Genomic DNA, 16,015 nt, shown 5'->3' with positions numbered 1-16,015 from the left:
CCCGTGCGGGCGGCTCCTAACGCTTAGAAAACGGCTTAGAGGCGGCCGTACTCCAGGGACAGCACCTCGCCACCGGTCAGGCGAACGCGGCGCTTATCCCCCTTGAAGAAGGTGCGAGCCGTCATAACCTCTGCACCCATAGAGGCGGCCAGCTTGCCGCCCACGTACAGCTCAGTTGCCGAGCCGTCCACCAGTAGGTCGAACTCACGAATCTTCGAACGCTTCAGGCTGCGACGGCGCAGGCTACCACCCTCGGTGTAGCGGGTACCGCCGCGGTCCATCTGCACAAAGTCCTTATCCAGAACGATGCTCAGGGCCACGCCGTGAGTGTCCTTAATCTTGATCTTCACCCGTTCATCAGCCACGTTCACGCGGCCGCGCAGGCGGAAGGTCAGGGCGTTCTTCAGCTCGACGAGCTTGCCCTTCTCCTCCTCGCGGTACAGCGGCTTCATCTCCATCGCGTCGTTCAGCTGCGGAACCGGACGCTGGAAGAGCTTACCGTTGCGCAGGTGTAGCTCACGCGGGTAGGTGAACATGTGCACCCAGCGGTGGCTCCACGAGGGCAGGTCATCCTGATCCGCGTTGCCGAGCCAGGCGATCATCACCGGGGCATCGCCGCTTGCGGTGTGCGGTGCCTCCGGGTCGGCGCTCAGACCGGTGCCCGAGATGGTTTGCGGGGCGTAGAACTCGAAGCCCGCATCCAGCTCGGTGAAGGGGGTCTCCACCTTAAACTTGAGGGTCTTGTTATCCAGCGAGCCCACAATGTAACCGCTCTGGAAGATATTGTTGTACTTCTCCCCCAGCGGCTCCAGTCCCTGCGGGCTAAAGATCAGCACATCACGCAATTCGCCGGTCAGCTCATCGCGCATGCTCAGCAGGGAGGGGCACTCGTACATGTAGGTGCCCTTGAGGGTCTTATCCTTAATGCCCAGCTCACCGAGGAAGGTCCACTCGCGGCGGTCCTCGGAGGTGTACACGACCACGGCACCGGTCTTATCCTCGCGCTGAGCGCCGATGACCATCCACCAGCGACCGTCACGCTGGAACACGTGCGGGTCTCGGTAGTGGGCGGTGTAGCCCTCCTCGGGGCCGGAAATCAGCGGGGGCAGCTGACGAGTCGGCTTGGCGTCCTCACCGGCGGTGGCAAGAATCTGGTAGGTCTCGCGGTTGCCCTTGGAGTCCTTGACGTTACCGGTGTAGAAGAACTCAAAACCGCCGGGAACCTTAATTCCGGAACCCGAGTAGCAACCGTGCGAGTCGTAGCGGCTGTCCGGGACCAGTGCGGTGCCCTCATCGGTCCAGTGGGTCAGGTCCTCGCTCACGGCGTGACGCCAGTACACCATGCGCTCGGGGTGCAGGGGCGAGTACTGGTAGAAAGCATGGTAGCGTTTGCCGTCAAAGACAAGGCCGTTCGGGTCGTTCAGGCGGCCGACCGGAGGAGCCAGGTGCAGGGCGGGGTAGTCGCGATCTTCGCGAACTCCGGCACCAAAAGCATCCAGGATCTGCTGTGCCTCTGCCGCCAGGTCACGGGCGGGGCGGGGCGAGGACTTCTGATTCTTTTTCTTCTGCTCGCTCATGTCTTATCCGTTTTCGTCAGGAAGAATGTCTGGGTTGTCTCATCCCATCATACGGCACCCCGGAGCCCCGTACCGGGCCAAGGAGAGAGGCACCACAGAGGACGTTAAATGCCGCAGGGCGGCACATCCAGTGGATGTACCGCCCGCGTAAGAATCGAGAAGAAGTCGATTACTTGAGGGTGACGGATGCGCCGGCAGCCTCGAGCTGCTCCTTAGCCTTCTCAGCGTCTTCCTTGGAAACGCCCTCGAGCAGGGTCTTGGGAGCGCCGTCAACCAGGTCCTTTGCTTCCTTCAGGCCGAGGGAGGTCAGGGCACGAACTTCCTTGATCACTGCGATCTTCTTGTCGCCAGCGGACTCCAGGACAACGTCGAACTCGGACTTCTCTTCAGCAGCCTCGCCTGCTGCGCCGCCTGCGACAACTGCAACGGGAGCAGCTGCGGTGACGTCGAACTCTTCCTCGAATGCCTTGACGAACTCGGAAACCTCAACCAGGGACAGTTCCTTGAATGCTGCAATGAGTTCTTCGATGGACAGCTTAGCCATTGTTTGGCTCCTTCACTATCTGTGCGGGTCGCCCCGCTGTGTAAATCTTGGGTACCCACCCCGTAGGGGTCGGTCAAACTAAGGGTGCGCATACGCTGTTGCGTTGTGCGCTGCTGAGTATCTCAGCGGCTGGTGCAGTAGCACGAAGGGGCTTATGCCTCCTCCGAAGCCTCCTCGGCAGCAGCGGGAGCTGCGCCTTCCTGCTCCTCCAGCTTGACGCGCAGTGCGTCCACAACCTGTGCGATGCGTGCGATGGTAGCCTTTGCACCACCTGCAACCTTGGACAGCAGAACCTCGCGGGATTCCAGGTCAGCGTAACGCTTGACGTCGTCCTCGGACAGAGCGGCACCTTCGTAGTAACCGTTCTTCACGATCAGCTGGGGGTTAGCCTTGGCAAAGTCACGCAGGCCCTTGGCAGCATCGATCAGGTCGCCCTTGATGAATGCCAGTGCGGAGGGACCGTGGAGGTGGCCTTCGAATGCGTCGATGCCAACTTCCTTAGCTGCGATAGCAGCCAGCGTGTTCTTCACCACGGCGTATTCGGTCTCTGCACCGAGTGCGCGACGCAGCTCCTTGAGCTGTGCAACAGTGAGACCGCGGTATTCGGTCAGGATGACTGCGTTCGAAGCTTCGAAGAGTTCCTTCAGCTCGGATACTGCAGCGATCTTTTCCTGAGTCGCCATGGTAGTTCCTTCTTCCGATTCTTGTAAGGTCGCCGGTAGAGCCTCGAAGCACTATTGCAAGCAATAAAAAATGCCTCGACGCGCAGGCGTACGAGGCACGATAGACGAAACCCTCAGGGGTTTGCGGCTATTCACTTCGAGGCACCTACGCGGGCGGCGATTTCTTGAGGGAAATCAGCTCTTATCAGAACCCTGTTCTTAACCTCCACCGAAGTGGGGATAAAGGACATAGTTCTAGACCGGCGGTCTTTGGTTCGTTTATCATCTCAGGTTCTCGGGCAGGCCGCAAGTTAAAACAGGAAAATCCCGCCGTTAAGCGGGGTTAATCACTTAAAAGCTCAGAACCTCCGCCAACAGCGGGATTTACCAGCCTCAGCTCGACGTCGAAACAACACCGAAACTCGAGCTATCCGCCCAGGTAGAAGCGTTTGCCCCCGGAGAAGAGGAAGCACCGCTGCGGAGCAACACCCAGCTGCACATCGCTACCAATTGCGTAGGAGATTCCCCCGGCATCAGAGAGGAAGAATTCCAGCTCCTGGCCGGCCGGCACACGCACCGAGTACTCAGCATTTTCAACATTCGAGGGTTCCACGGGATGACCGTCCGCCCCCAGCTGTTCCGAGGCCACAGGCAAAGTTGCGGTCTCACTCAGGGCCGCGCGGTAGAGCATACCGCCCACCAGGTGACGCTGCCCCAGAACCTGCGCCGACAGGACACCGTGCAATTGTTCGGATTCTCCCCCACCCAGTTCGTAGAAGGAGGAGGCGCGAATCGCCAGGCGGCAATCGGCGGGCAGGGAATCCTCCGGTTCGATATCCAGCAGATTCAGCGCGGGGGCCGAAAGCAGCTTCGCCACCTGCAGGGTGTGAGGATAGTCCAAAAGACGAGCCGGGGTATCCACCTGCACCAGGTAGCCGGAGTCCATGACCGCCACACGATGACCCAGCATGAGCGCCTCGTTCTGATCGTGAGTCACGTACAAGCCGGTGAAACCGTAACGCTCGTGCAGGCGCACAATATCGGCTCGGATGCTCGCGCTCATCTCCTCGTCAACGCTGGCCAAGGGCTCGTCAAAAAGAACCACGGGAGCACGACGGATAAGGGCTCGGGCAATGCCCACGCGCTGGGCCTGACCGCCCGACAGCTGCGAAGGCTTGCGGTTCTCCAAGCCCTCAAGCTTCAGGGCTGCCAGCAGCTCGCGGTAATAGTCAATATCGGCCTCACCGGAAAAACCATGCAGACGCGTGGGGAAGAGAATATTATCCTTCACGCTCAGGTGCGGGTACAGAATGGGACGCTGAAACACCACACCCACCGAGCCGCGCTCCAGAGGCTGACCGCCGTAGGTCACCCGACCCGTCGTGGGGTCCTCCAGGCCGGCAATAATGCGAAGAAGCGTTGACTTACCGGTACCCGAGGAACCAACCAGCGAAATCAACTCGCCGGGGTGCACATCCAGGTCAATCTCATTCAGAACCGTCGTACCGGCGCCAAAGGTCTTCGCGACGCCTCGAATACGCAGGCCCTCAAAAGGCTCCGCCGCGGCAGAAGAATAGGATGCAGAAGTCATTCCCCCATTATCGCCGAAACCCACCCACGGCATAGGCGCAGAAGATAAGCGCCGTCATACAACAGCACACTAACTTCACGCCGGCGCCTCACACGGGAACCTTAGTTCGGGCGCACCAACAGGCGTCCCTTCACAGCCAAGTACAGCGTGCCCGCCCACAGGAAAATCAAGAAAGCCGTACCCGCCACCGTTAGCGCAGGACCCACCAACCCCAGCGAGCCAGCAGCCGTCAAGCGAATACCGCTCGCCGCCATGGAAGCCATACCGAAGGAGAAGCCCCACATGCTCATCGAGAAACCACCCTCAAGAGTCCACGGGAGCAGACGCATCAGGAAAATCAGCTGCAAAATGCCGTAGCCGGTCAGCACCAGGAAGAACCAATCCACCGTGCCACCGTTAGCCGCAAGGTAGGCGTTACCACCCACAAAAGGCGGTGCCATCTGGATACCAATAATGCCGCGCTCCCCCTGCGGCAAGGGGGTCAGGGTGCGCAGGCGGCTCAGAATCGCGCCCTCAATGCTAAACCACGAAATCAGGCCCGCGCCGAAGAAGAGCATCGCCATATCATGCCAACCCACAAAGCCCATCGCCGTAGCAGTCGCGAAGTTTGTCGCAACCGTCGGCAGATACAGCACCGGTGAGGTTGCCTCAGGTGCATGCCCGCCACGCCACGTACCGGCAATACGATGAGAGGCGAAATACAACTGACCCACAGCGCCCAGCACAACCAGCGTGAGAGCCGGAACCTCCGCATACGGGTAGAGAGCCGCGCCCACCTGCGCCGTCGTCGCCGGAATCAGCGAAAAGAAGCAAGTACGCGCCGGATGCTCCCAAAAACTACACACCCATGCGCGGTACTTCACCACCGCGTGAACCAGGAAACCCACAAGGAGCAGCCACACCACGGCGTTAAAAGCCAGGATGCTCTCACCCACCCAGTCAGGCGCCATACCCTTCGAAGCACCAGTACGCCAGGCCGCACCCAGGGCCCCGGTGCCCAGTGCCACGGCAAAATAGTTGACCGGCAGGCTGAGGCCGCAACGGGCCAGCTGCGCGTTCTGGGTGGAAGAAGACATGGGTTCTATCTCTCGTCATAGATTGGGAGCGGATAGGAAGCGCTTGGGCTTCCTCCGCCATCGGTTTTAGAGGTGCCGGGGTAATCACGGCCAGGAGTTCATTCTACGTTTTAAGCCTATAAAAACTGGAAGTCCATGACGCACTTTAACTGACGCCGGTCACGCAATGTCTTGAATCTTCACACTGTGTTTTGAATCCTCACATAGACAAAATCATGCACAAAAAATCGCCCCCGACGCCTAAACGTCAGGGGCGATCACTAGCGAATGCTAGACGCTACAGGTGCATACCTTAGGCAGCAACGGAAGCCGGATCAACGGGGATACCGGGGCCGAAGGTGGTAGCAACGGTTGCCTTGGAGATGTAACGACCCTTAGCCGAAGAGGGCTTCAGACGGTTAATCTCTTCCAGTGCTGCCTGGAAGTTCTCCTCGAGCTGCTCAGCGGTGAAGGAAGCCTTACCGATGATGAAGTGCAGGTTGGAGTTACGGTCAACACGGAAGTCAATCTTACCGCCCTTGATGTCTGCAACAGCCTTTGCAACATCCATGGTCACGGTACCGGTCTTGGGGTTCGGCATCAGGTTACGGGGACCCAGGATCTTACCCAGGCGACCGACCTTACCCATCATGTCGGGGGTTGCAACCGCTGCGTCGAAGTCGGTCCAGCCGCCGGCGATCTTTGCGATCAGGTCGTCGGAGCCAACGAAGTCAGCGCCAGCTGCCTCGGCCTCAGCAGCCTTGGGGCCTGCTGCGATAACGACCACGCGAGCGGTCTTACCGGTGCCGTGGGGCAGGTTCACGGTACCGCGAACCATCTGGTCTGCCTTACGGGGGTCAACGGACAGACGCATTGCAACCTCAACGGTTGCGTCGGTCTTGGTGGAAGAGGTCTCCTTCGCCAGGGCGACTGCCTCGGCGGGGGTGTAGAGCTTACCCTCTTCAATCTTGGCTACAGCTGCCTTGTACGCCTTGCTGCGCTTTGCCATCTGCTTTTCTCCTTATGCAGTTGTGGTCTCGTGAGCCGCGCTCGGCTCTGCCACATCCCGTCACTCGACGGGCATTTACAAGTTCTGTGTAGAAAAATCTACGGTGCCGATCACTCGGCTATTCGGCGAACCGAAATTACTCGACGGTGATACCCATGGAACGAGCGGTACCTGCGATGATCTTGGATGCTGCATCCAGGTCGTTTGCGTTCAGGTCGGGCATCTTGGTCTCTGCGATCTCGCGCACCTGAGCCTCGGTCAGCGAGCCAACCTTGGTGGTGTGGGGAACAGCGGAACCCTTAGCAACGCCAGCAGCCTTCTTGATCAGCTGGGCAGCCGGAGGGGTCTTGGTGATGAAGGTGAAGGAGCGATCCTCGTAGACGGTAATCTCAACGGGGATGATGTTACCGCGCTGCGACTCGGTTGCAGCGTTGTATGCCTTGCAGAACTCCATGATGTTCACACCGTGCGAGCCCAGTGCGGGGCCGACGGGGGGAGCCGGGTTAGCGGCGCCTGCCTGGATCTGCAGCTTAATGAGGCCAGTGACCTTCTTCTTGGGAGCCAATGTAGGGTCCTTTTCTTAGCTGGGAACCGACGCACAGGAGCGTACGCCGGCAGGGTGATGACCGTGGCGCGGCCATCGGCGTGCGCGCACGAAAGCGTGACGTGCGCATACACAAACCAAAATTTTAGCGTTAATCCGCCGCTTAATCCAGTGTTCATCGGTATTCACTAATATCGGAGGCGCGCGCCGGAACGAACGACCGGCGGCGGGAATGAAAAGATGCGGGTTAACGCAGAGCGAGCCCGGCCCCTTTCGGGTACCGGGCTCGCTCATGCGCTACAGCCTCGCTAGATCTTCTCGATCTCGGTGAAGCTCAGGGTCACGGGGGTGTCGCGGCCGAAGACGGAAATCATCACGACAATCTGCTGAGCCTCGGCCTTAATCTCGGACACGGTGGCGTCCATACCTTCGAATGCGCCGGACTTCACGCGGACGTTCTCACCCACGGTGTAGTCGGACTCAACGACGGGCTTGGAGACGGGCAGGCCCTGGCTCTGCTGCTGCTCCTCAAAGACGGGCAGGAGCATCTCGAAGACCTCCTCCATGCGCAGCGGAACCGGGTTGTACGCATCCTGGCCCACGAAGCCGGTCACGCCCGGGGTGTGGCGCACAACGCCCCACGAGTGGTCGGTCAGTTCCATACGGACCAGCACGTAGCCGGGAACGCGCACGCGGCGGATGGTCTTCTTCACGGTGTTCTTGAACTCGACCACGGTCTCCATGGGAACCTGGACCTCGAAGATCTCATCCTCGGCCTCGAGGTTCTGGATACGGGTCTCGATACCGGTCTTCACCTTGTTCTCGTAACCCGAGTAGGTGTGCACCACGTACCAATCGCCCACCTGACGGCGCAGCTTCGACTTGAATTCTTCCAGAGCGTCGACTTCCTCAGCCACCTCGGCAGCTTCCTCGGCTGCCTCAACAGCCTCGGTAGCCTCCTCGGCCAGCTGCTCGACAGCTTCGGCCTCTTCGGCAGCCTCAGCAGCGGCTACCTCGACCTCTTCAATCTCGGATACCAGTTCCTGCTCGGACACGTCGCTCCTACTTTCTATCGCTTACGATCTGGCTGCGCTGCATACGCAGCACCAATCAATAATCCGGGAAAAATTATGATACTCGGCGCAACACCCCACCGGGGATGCGCTCGGTATCGGTTAGCTAGTTACGCTGAATCGTTCCGTTACCAAAGATCCAGAATGCTCCCTGGCCGAACAGATAATCCAGGCCGGAAATCAGCAGGAGCATCACCACGACGAACAGCAGAACCGCGAGGAAGTAACCAATCAGCTCGCGTCCGGTGGGAGTGGTAACCTTCTTCAACTCCGCGATAACTTCGCGAAGGAATGCAAAAATACGGCCGAAGAAACCGCGCTTCTCATCGCTCTTTGAGGATGCGCCAGACTCAGCAGCCTGAGTGGCAGTAGCAGACGATGCCATTTCTTCTGCCCCTTTCTGTATCTAAAAAAGTACGCCCGGAGTGCGGGCGTACAATCGTTTATTGAGGCAATTTGAGCAGGGCGGACAGGACTCGAACCTGCAACCTGCGGTTTTGGAGACCGCTGCTCTACCAATTGAGCCACCACCCTTTGAAGCCTGAGCTTCGGCGTGAGAGTTGCTTCTCACTCGTTCGCTCCTCCATTGCCTCCTAAGCCAGTGGGCTTTAGAGGGGCAAACAATTACACCCTTGCGGGTGCAGAACTAACTCTAAACCATGCCGACGCGCTCGTGCAACTCCAAAACGCAATATTTTTTCAGAAAAAGGCTGTCCATTCTTTCTTTCGGAGGTATCCTATCTCCGGCGATGCCCCGTATCCTATAAGGAAGAACGCATCTTTACACACGAGGAACGCACGAGGTGACGCACCCGTACGCCCTCCAACGGGCCCGCCGGCTACGACCTCACCGGCGTTTCGCCCCCGCTACACACAACAAGAGAGAAGAGAGCCCCCATGGCGCGCATTTCCAGCCGTATCGGTGCCATTGCACCCTCCGCAACCCTTGCCGTTGATGCAAAGGCCAAAGCACTCAAGGCTCAGGGACGCCCCGTCATCGGCTTCGGCGCCGGCGAACCCAACTTTGCTACCCCCGCACACATTGTGGATGCCGCCCACGAAGCGCTGAAGGACCCCAAGAACTTCCGCTACTCCCCCGCCTCCGGCCTGCCCGAGCTGAAGAAGGCCATCGCGGACAAGACCCTGCGCGACTCCGGCGTTGAGGTCGATCCCTCCCAGGTCATCGTGACCAACGGCGGCAAGCAGGCCGTATACCAGGCCTTCGCCACGGTCATTGACGAGGGCGACGACGTTCTGCTGCCGGCTCCCTATTGGACCACCTACCCCGAATGCATCCGCCTGGCCGGCGGTAACCCCATCGAGGTTTTTGCCGGTAGCGACCAGCACTACAAGGTCACCGTCGAGCAGCTCGAGGAAGCCTACACCCCCGCAACCAAGGCGCTCATCTTCGTCTCCCCCTCCAACCCGACCGGTGCCGTGTACACCGAAGAGGAAACCCGCGCCATCGGCCAGTGGGCTCTGGAGAAGGGCATCTTCGTTCTGACCGACGAAATCTACGAGCACCTCACCTACGATGGCACCGGCTCGGTTTCGATTCTGAAGGCCGTACCTGAGCTGGCCGATCGCTGCGTAATTCTCAACGGTGTGGCCAAGACCTACGCCATGACCGGTTGGCGCGTGGGCTGGATGATTGGTCCTCGCGACGTTATCGCGGCGGCTTCTAACCTGCAGTCGCACATGACCTCCAACGTCAATAACATCGCCCAGCGTGCCGCCCTGGCCGCTCTGACCGGCCCGCAGGACGACGTGAAGGTCATGCACGCCGCCTTCGACCGCCGCCGCCGCGCCATCGTCGAGGGTCTTAACGCTATCGAGGGCGTGCACTGCCCCGTTCCCACCGGCGCGTTCTACGCCTACCCGGACGTTCGCGAGTTGCTGGGCAAGGAAATCGACGGCGTACGCCCGCAGACCAGCGCCGAGCTCGCCGAGCTCATCCTCGAGAAGGCCGAAGTTGCCGTTGTCCCCGGCGAGGCCTTCGGCCCCAGCGGCTACCTGCGCCTGTCCTACGCCCTGGGAGATGATGACCTGGCCGAGGGCGTTGCCCGCCTGCAGGAACTACTGGGTCGTGCGCGCGATTAGTCGCCTCTCGCGAGTGCGTTTCATGAATCGTTAAATATTTTTTGAGCGCCCGGGGCCTGCCTCTACCGCTGCGGCGGAGGCAGGCCCCGGGCCTCTCTTCGTTGTCAGGGCGCGGATGCAGCAATCACCCGCTCAAAATATGCCGACTGAGGGTGTAAAGCACCTGAACTTTTATGCCGGAATGAGGCCATTCCCACCCTAATCCACCACTACCCACACATCCCAAACCCCGCTAAAATAGAGACCAAGAGAATGACCTCCCGAGCGGCACTTTCGTGCGTGCCGACTTCGTGGAGGCCATAGTTATATACGCGCGCAACACACCCCCGACGCGCAGACATTCACAAGGAGCCAACATGAAGATCGGTCTGCTTACTTCCGGCGGCGACTGCCCCGGCCTGAACGCTGTCATTCGAGGTGCCGTGCTCAACGGTGTCAAGAAGTACGGTTACGAATTCGTCGGCTTCCGTGACGGCTGGCGAGGCGTCGTCGAGGGCGACTACATGGACCTGCCCCGCCAGAAGGTCCGCGGCCTGGCAGCCCAGGGCGGTACCATCATCGGCACCTCCCGTACCAACCCCTTCGACGGCCCCAACGGCGGCCCCGAAAACATCGAAATCATGATGGAGCGTCACGGCATCGACGCCATCGTCGCCATCGGCGGTGAAGGCACCCTCGCCGGCGCCAAGCGCCTGGCCGACGCCGGCCTGCCCGTCATCGGCGTGCCCAAGACCATTGATAACGACCTGCGCGCGACCGACTACACCTTCGGTTTCGATACCGCAGTCTCCATCGCAACCGAGGCTATGGACCGCATCCGCACCACCGGTGAGTCGCACCACCGTTGCATGGTCGCAGAGGTCATGGGTCGTCACGTTGGCTGGATTGCGCTGCACTCCGGCATGGCGGCAGGCGCACACGCTATCCTGATTCCCGAGGTCAAGGTCTCCATGGACCAGGTCGCCGAGTGGGTCACCGAGGTACACGACCGCGGCCGTTCTCCCCTGGTCGTCGTTGCCGAGGGCTTCATCCCCGAGGGCTTCGACGATGTCATGGCCAACAAGGGCACCGAGAAGGACGGTCGTCCGCGCCTCGGCGGCATTGGTGAATACGTGACCCACGAAATCGAACGCATGACCGGCATCGAGACCCGTAACACCATCCTCGGCCACATCCAGCGCGGTGGCGCCCCCACCGGCTTCGACCGCGTGCTGGCAACCCGCCTGGGCATGGGCGCCGTGGACATGGTTGCCCAGAAGCAGTGGGGCAAGATGGTTTCGGTCCAGGGCACCGTCGTCAAGTACGTGCCGCTGGAAGAGGCTCTGGACGGCCTGAAGTCCGTTCCGCAGGAACGTTGGGACGAGGCCTCCGTTCTCTTCGGCCGCTAAGCCGCTCCCCGTACACAAAACCGCTGAGGCGGGCACTCCATCGCGAGTGCCCGCCTCAGCGGTTTCTACGCTTCCAGAAAGAACAGAGAGTCGGTTTCTAACGCTTCAAGAACTCCTGGCCGGAGAGGGAGCGGCGCGCCACCTCGCCCGAATCGGGCGAAACCACAGTCGTCTGAGCCACCGCATACTCCGTGGCCGGTGCCGGGGACCCGTCGGGCAGGAAATCCCCACCGTCTACCGCGCGCAGGGGCGCCTTCGGATCAACGCCACGCTTAATGACGGCCAGGGCGATGGGCCCGGCCTCGTGGTGCAGCGCCACCGAAGTGATACAGCCAACCGGGCGGGCCTTGCCCTCCACGAAGAGCTCACTACCGACGGCCGGCAGGGTGTGCTCCGAACCGTCGATGTCCAAGAATACCAGGCGGCGCGGCGGGCGGCCCAGGTTGTGCACGCGCGCGACCGTCTCCTGCCCCTTGTAGCATCCCTTATCGAAGTGCACCGCAGTGCGGGAGTAGTCCAGCTCCTGCGGAATACTCTTGTCATCCACCTCGGTGCCGTAGCGGGGACGCCAGGCCTCGATGCGCAGGGCCTCGGCGGCCCATACACCCGCGAGACGAACGCCCTCGCGGTTCTCCGCCAGGGCATCTAGCGTCCCGCGGGGAACAATCGTCCAGAACCGCACGTAGTCGGCACCCGGGTGCGCATCCCCGGCCTCGTCGTAGCGGTAGCCACCCGGGGCGGGGGTGTTCCAGGGGTCCTCCCACACCGGCAGGCCTTCGGCGGAGGCACCGGCGAGCGCCGCGGCCAGGGCCGGATGTACTACTCCATCAGCACCGCGGGGATCGCGGCTCGTCTCGAGCACCGCGTACTCGTCGCTGAGATTCTGAATCTCGACGCGCAACATGAACTTCATGCGGTTGAGGTACTCCTCCAGGGATTCGGCCTGGTCACCCTCGACGATGAGCCAGAGGGCCTCACCGTCTTCGAAGGCTGCGGGGGCGTATTCGATGCGTCCCTGCGGGGTCAACAGCAGGAATTCACGGCTATCGCCGGCCTTCATATCGCTCAGAATCTGCGAGGCGATGGAGGTCAGCCAGGTCAGGCGGTCCGGGCCCGTCACTCGCACGATACCCAGGGACGAGCGGTCTACCACCACCAGGGGTTCGTCCGCCCCGGCGGAACGGTCGCGGCTCAGGGCTCGCTGCTCGTGGATGGGGTCGCCGTAGTGGGCCGCCACACCCTCGTCGGGGCCGCCGGCGGCGAAAGCCCCGCTCACCGAAAGCAGGGGGCTTGCGAGGCGTGCGGTCCGGTCCTGTTCGGCCCGGACCGGGTCGGTCAAAGATTCAGTCACGGAGGAAACCTTTCACACGAAAGAACCCACCCCACCGGGGAGCGGGGCAGGCTCTGATGATTGGCACAAACTATTCGGCGGCGGGCTTATCGGAAGGCTCGCCGGTGGGCTCTTCGCCGTCCAGGGAACCGAACATCGAGGTTCCCAAGGAATCGCCGGTCATCGAGGAGGTCTTGCGCAGCTCGGCGGAAGCGTGCTTGTGCAGCTTGCCCTCGGCGTCCGCAATCTCCCAGTCCCACATGAGGTTACCGTTGACCAGGCCCCACAGGCGCACCGAGCCGGCGTACTCGTGGGAAATCTCGTCGCGCAGCAGGTTGCCGGTCTGCATGCGCACGACCGGGCCCTTAACCATGCCCACGTAGTTCTCGCTGATACCGCCGGGGTGGGCGATGGTTGCGAGCAGGGAGAAGCCGTCGTCCTCGTTACGCAGGGTCTCGACGCTCTCCGCGTCGGCGAAGGCGGGAACAACGTCCTTGGGCACGATGCCGAAGCCGCCGTCGGCATCGGTGAGCGGGCGATCGATCTGCCAGAAGCCGGTCTCTACGGTGATGGGACGGAGCTTCTTACCCTCGTCGTCGAGGAGGAAAGATTCGGCGCGGTACTCAATGAAGGGCAGGCCATCCTGCTCAAAGGTAATAATCTGGCCGAAGGGGGTGTTTTCCTGACCCTCGTACCACATGGTTCCGGTGCCTTCCCAGGTGCCGAGGAGCCACGCAAAGGGAACGAGTTCAGGGGTTAGGTTGGAAGGAATTTCAATAGCCATACCCACATTTTACCGGCTAGGGCAGGCAACGGATAGAGATATGTTACGAGTTCGCCAGCGGCCCAGAAGCCTACCGCCGGTAGCCCACCGGAGAAAACAGGCATAGGAAACCCCCGCCCGGATGAACCCGGACGGGGGTTTACGCCGTCATTGGCGCGGGCGGCTCGCGAACCGCCCAATGCCCTATGTCAGGCTTATACTTCTGCCCTTATCGGAAGATTACTTCTGACCGCTGAAGAGGCCGCGCAACACCGCGAAAGCACCGATTGCGATGCACACGGAGATGATAGCCATCAGCACCATGAAGAAAGCTTCGAGAGCCATAAGATTGTTATCCATGTCTTAAAGCTACCACACGCCCCAGCGCGAAAGAGCGCACGAGGGGCTGGCGGCGGGGTGTCCTTAGTCTGAGGCTGGCGCCGCTCCCGGCGGTTGGGGGCCGGGCGGGTACACTAGAAGAGATTTATCAAGCCGCCGCGTGACGTGTAGGAAGGGAGAGAACGTGTACCGTATTGCGCTTCTGAGCGACACCACGGCTCAGGACGTCGTTCCCTCTCTGAGCCTCCTCAGCCACCGGGTGCAGCTCTTCCCCCTCGACACGGCGCATAAGGTCCTCGAGGATCAGGGGTTTGACCTGGTCATACTGGATGCCCGCACCGCGCTCGTGCAGGCTCGCCACAGCGCCCAGCTGCTCCGTGCATCCGGCCTACAGCTCCCCCTCATCGCGCTTCTTAACGAGGGTGGCATGGCGGCGGTTGCCTCCTCCTGGCAGGTGGACGACATCGTTTCGGATCAGGCTTCCCCCTCCGAAATGGACGCCCGCCTGCGCCTGGCCATCGTGAGTGAGGCCGAGCCCCAGGACGATTCGACGCAGGAACGCATCATCCGGGCCGGCAACCTGGTTATCGACACGCAGGCCTATTCGGCACATCTCTCCGGGGCCGCGCTCAACCTGACCTTCAAGGAGTTTGAGCTCCTCAAATTCATGGCCATGCACCCGGGCCGCGTCTTCTCGCGCGCGCAGCTGCTCTCGGAGGTCTGGGGCTACGATTCCTACTACGGCGGCACCCGCACGGTCGACGTGCACGTGCGTCGCCTGCGATCGAAGCTGGGCACCGAGCACGAGCAGATGATTTCGACCGTCCGCAACGTGGGATATTCCTTCAGCTCGACCCGTTAACCGACACGCGAGGGGCGTAGGACGGTCGGTTCCCGTCATATTCGTTCGTAACCTAGACCAAACTCTTCAAAGAACAATATTCCCCGGTAGAGTTAAAGGGAAGGCTACGAAAGAAGGCAATGATGGCCACCAGTCAGACAACCCCTCCCTCAACCGACCTTGTCTACACCGAACCCGCACTCACCGCCGAGCTGCTGGACCGTTTCGATACTTTTGCCCGCGAGGTTGCGCTCCACGACGGCGTCTCGGCGTTCTCCGAGCAGACCCGCATCGAACTCACCAAGGCCCTGCGCGAGCGCACCCTCACCCCTCCCCGCCTCTTCCTGGCCGAGGACGGCGGCACCATCGCGGCCGCCTTCGTGGCCCTCACTCCCATCTCCGATGAGGACGGCGGCGTCATCGAGGCGGCCGTGGCTCCCGCCTACCGCGGTCGCGGCGCGGGAAGCGCGTTCTTCGAGCACGCCGTCCGTCAGCTCGGGGAGGACGCCGTGCGATACCGCCTCTGGGTGCACGGAAGCGCCAACGACACCGGCATCGAAACCCCCGCGCACGCCTTCGCGACCCTGCACGGGTTCAGCCCGGTGCGCGTTCTGTACAAGATGGTTCTGCCGCTGGACGAGTCAACCCGCGAGGACCTCGTTGAACGCTCCGACGCGCGCGCGCTCCCCGAGAACCTGCGGATGCGCACCTACACGGGCGCGGACGAGTTCCCCTGGCTGCGGGTCAACGCGGCCGCCTTTGCGCACCATCCTGAGCAGGGCAAGCTCACCCTGGCCGATTTGCGCGAGCGCACCGGCTCCGATTGGTTCCGTCCCGAGGGCTTCTTCATCGCCTCCGAGAAGGAAGACGACGCTTCGATTGCTGCGTTTACCTGGACCAAGATTCCGACCGGGCAGGTGAGGGGCGAGCTCTCCCCCGCCGGCGAAATCTACGTGGTGGGAGTGAACCCCGACTCGCAGGGAGGCGGCTTGGGCCGCACCCTGACCCTGCGAGCGCTGGCCTACCTGGCGTTGGCCGCCGACGAATCGGGCGAGCCCCTGCACGCCATCGAGCTCTACGTGGATGCCGACAACACCGCGGCCTACTCGCTGTACACCTCGTTGGGATTCAGCGTGGCCACGGTGGACCGTATGTACGCTCCCGGTCACGCCGCCTAGCCCTCCCGCACGCGAGCCCGC

General features: G+C 61.6%; 15 protein-coding genes and 1 tRNA gene. 4 read left to right on the top strand and 12 right to left on the bottom strand.

Annotated features, from left to right (window positions below; all coding sequences use genetic code 11):
• Positions 1–35: 35 nt before the first annotated feature.
• From AC3E6W_RS02055 to AC3E6W_RS02010, 10 genes are all read right to left on the bottom strand, one after another.
• Positions 36–1,577, bottom strand: coding sequence for a glycoside hydrolase family 32 protein (locus AC3E6W_RS02055; protein WP_049343266.1), 1,542 nt, complete (start codon positions 1,575–1,577; stop codon positions 36–38).
• 169 nt (positions 1,578–1,746) lie between these two features.
• Positions 1,747–2,121: a 50S ribosomal protein L7/L12 gene (gene rplL, locus AC3E6W_RS02050; RefSeq protein ID WP_049331852.1), complete on the bottom strand. Its 375-nt coding sequence runs from the start codon at positions 2,119–2,121 to the stop codon at positions 1,747–1,749.
• Positions 2,122–2,273: 152 nt separating this feature from the next.
• On the bottom strand, positions 2,274–2,804 hold the full coding sequence (gene rplJ / locus AC3E6W_RS02045; RefSeq protein WP_049331849.1) for a 50S ribosomal protein L10: 531 nt from the start codon (positions 2,802–2,804) through the stop codon (positions 2,274–2,276).
• A gap of 406 nt (positions 2,805–3,210) precedes the next feature.
• Positions 3,211–4,374, bottom strand: a complete 1,164-nt coding sequence (locus AC3E6W_RS02040; protein WP_049343267.1) for an ABC transporter ATP-binding protein — start codon at positions 4,372–4,374, stop codon at positions 3,211–3,213.
• A 101-nt stretch (positions 4,375–4,475) separates the two neighbouring features.
• Complete coding sequence (locus tag AC3E6W_RS02035) at positions 4,476–5,450, bottom strand: TDT family transporter (RefSeq protein WP_049343268.1); 975 nt, start codon at positions 5,448–5,450, stop codon at positions 4,476–4,478.
• Positions 5,451–5,742: 292 nt separating this feature from the next.
• A complete protein-coding gene (gene rplA, locus AC3E6W_RS02030) occupies positions 5,743–6,438 on the bottom strand; it encodes a 50S ribosomal protein L1 (protein ID WP_049331841.1) in 696 nt (231 codons plus the stop codon).
• Positions 6,439–6,574: 136 nt separating this feature from the next.
• Positions 6,575–7,003, bottom strand: a complete 429-nt coding sequence (rplK, locus tag AC3E6W_RS02025) for a 50S ribosomal protein L11 (protein ID WP_049331838.1) — start codon at positions 7,001–7,003, stop codon at positions 6,575–6,577.
• A gap of 287 nt (positions 7,004–7,290) precedes the next feature.
• A complete protein-coding gene (nusG, locus tag AC3E6W_RS02020; RefSeq protein WP_049343269.1) occupies positions 7,291–8,037 on the bottom strand; it encodes a transcription termination/antitermination protein NusG in 747 nt (248 codons plus the stop codon).
• Between the two features lie 124 nt (positions 8,038–8,161).
• A complete protein-coding gene (secE, locus tag AC3E6W_RS02015) occupies positions 8,162–8,440 on the bottom strand; it encodes a preprotein translocase subunit SecE (protein ID WP_049331833.1) in 279 nt (92 codons plus the stop codon).
• A gap of 76 nt (positions 8,441–8,516) precedes the next feature.
• Positions 8,517–8,589 (bottom strand) — tRNA-Trp (locus AC3E6W_RS02010).
• Positions 8,590–8,952: 363 nt separating this feature from the next.
• Here AC3E6W_RS02010 and AC3E6W_RS02005 point away from each other — a divergent pair.
• Together AC3E6W_RS02005 and AC3E6W_RS02000 are read left to right on the top strand one after the other, a co-directional pair.
• Positions 8,953–10,155, top strand: a complete 1,203-nt coding sequence (locus AC3E6W_RS02005) for a pyridoxal phosphate-dependent aminotransferase (protein WP_049343270.1) — start codon at positions 8,953–8,955, stop codon at positions 10,153–10,155.
• A 356-nt stretch (positions 10,156–10,511) separates the two neighbouring features.
• Entirely contained in the window at positions 10,512–11,543 is a 1,032-nt protein-coding gene (locus AC3E6W_RS02000; protein ID WP_049343271.1) for a 6-phosphofructokinase, read from the top strand.
• A 97-nt stretch (positions 11,544–11,640) separates the two neighbouring features.
• On the opposite strand, the gene ygfZ is transcribed toward AC3E6W_RS02000, so the two are convergent.
• Both ygfZ and AC3E6W_RS01990 read right to left on the bottom strand, forming a co-directional pair.
• Complete coding sequence (gene ygfZ, locus AC3E6W_RS01995) at positions 11,641–12,894, bottom strand: CAF17-like 4Fe-4S cluster assembly/insertion protein YgfZ (protein ID WP_490652207.1); 1,254 nt, start codon at positions 12,892–12,894, stop codon at positions 11,641–11,643.
• A gap of 70 nt (positions 12,895–12,964) precedes the next feature.
• Positions 12,965–13,657, bottom strand: a complete 693-nt coding sequence (locus AC3E6W_RS01990; protein ID WP_049331824.1) for a heme-binding beta-barrel domain-containing protein — start codon at positions 13,655–13,657, stop codon at positions 12,965–12,967.
• Between the two features lie 502 nt (positions 13,658–14,159).
• Here AC3E6W_RS01990 and AC3E6W_RS01985 point away from each other — a divergent pair.
• Together AC3E6W_RS01985 and mshD are read left to right on the top strand one after the other, a co-directional pair.
• Positions 14,160–14,837, top strand: a complete 678-nt coding sequence (locus AC3E6W_RS01985; RefSeq protein WP_049343273.1) for a winged helix-turn-helix transcriptional regulator — start codon at positions 14,160–14,162, stop codon at positions 14,835–14,837.
• Positions 14,838–14,959: 122 nt separating this feature from the next.
• Positions 14,960–15,994 carry a mycothiol synthase gene (gene mshD / locus AC3E6W_RS01980; protein WP_143131605.1) on the top strand — a complete coding sequence of 345 codons (1,035 nt, stop codon included), beginning with the start codon at positions 14,960–14,962 and terminating at the stop codon, positions 15,992–15,994.
• Positions 15,995–16,015: the final 21 nt, after the last annotated feature.

The organism is Rothia sp. SCPM-O-B-18226 (M350), assembly GCF_058213595.1.
This window is presented reverse-complemented; position numbering and strand designations above follow the sequence as displayed.

What these genes read in the sequence shown, in the direction of transcription:
- AC3E6W_RS02055 (WP_049343266.1), bottom strand. Translation starts at nt 1,577, where the DNA reads ATGAGCGAGCAGAAGAAAAAGAATCAGAAGTCCTCGCCCCGCCCCGCC.
- rplL (WP_049331852.1), bottom strand. Translation starts at nt 2,121, where the DNA reads ATGGCTAAGCTGTCCATCGAAGAACTCATTGCAGCATTCAAGGAACTG.
- rplJ (WP_049331849.1), bottom strand. Translation starts at nt 2,804, where the DNA reads ATGGCGACTCAGGAAAAGATCGCTGCAGTATCCGAGCTGAAGGAACTC.
- AC3E6W_RS02040 (WP_049343267.1), bottom strand. Translation starts at nt 4,374, where the DNA reads ATGACTTCTGCATCCTATTCTTCTGCCGCGGCGGAGCCTTTTGAGGGC.
- AC3E6W_RS02035 (WP_049343268.1), bottom strand. Translation starts at nt 5,450, where the DNA reads ATGTCTTCTTCCACCCAGAACGCGCAGCTGGCCCGTTGCGGCCTCAGC.
- rplA (WP_049331841.1), bottom strand. Translation starts at nt 6,438, where the DNA reads ATGGCAAAGCGCAGCAAGGCGTACAAGGCAGCTGTAGCCAAGATTGAA.
- secE (WP_049331833.1), bottom strand. Translation starts at nt 8,440, where the DNA reads ATGGCATCGTCTGCTACTGCCACTCAGGCTGCTGAGTCTGGCGCATCC.
- AC3E6W_RS02005 (WP_049343270.1), top strand. Translation starts at nt 8,953, where the DNA reads ATGGCGCGCATTTCCAGCCGTATCGGTGCCATTGCACCCTCCGCAACC.
- AC3E6W_RS02000 (WP_049343271.1), top strand. Translation starts at nt 10,512, where the DNA reads ATGAAGATCGGTCTGCTTACTTCCGGCGGCGACTGCCCCGGCCTGAAC.
- AC3E6W_RS01990 (WP_049331824.1), bottom strand. Translation starts at nt 13,657, where the DNA reads ATGGCTATTGAAATTCCTTCCAACCTAACCCCTGAACTCGTTCCCTTT.
- mshD (WP_143131605.1), top strand. Translation starts at nt 14,960, where the DNA reads ATGGCCACCAGTCAGACAACCCCTCCCTCAACCGACCTTGTCTACACC.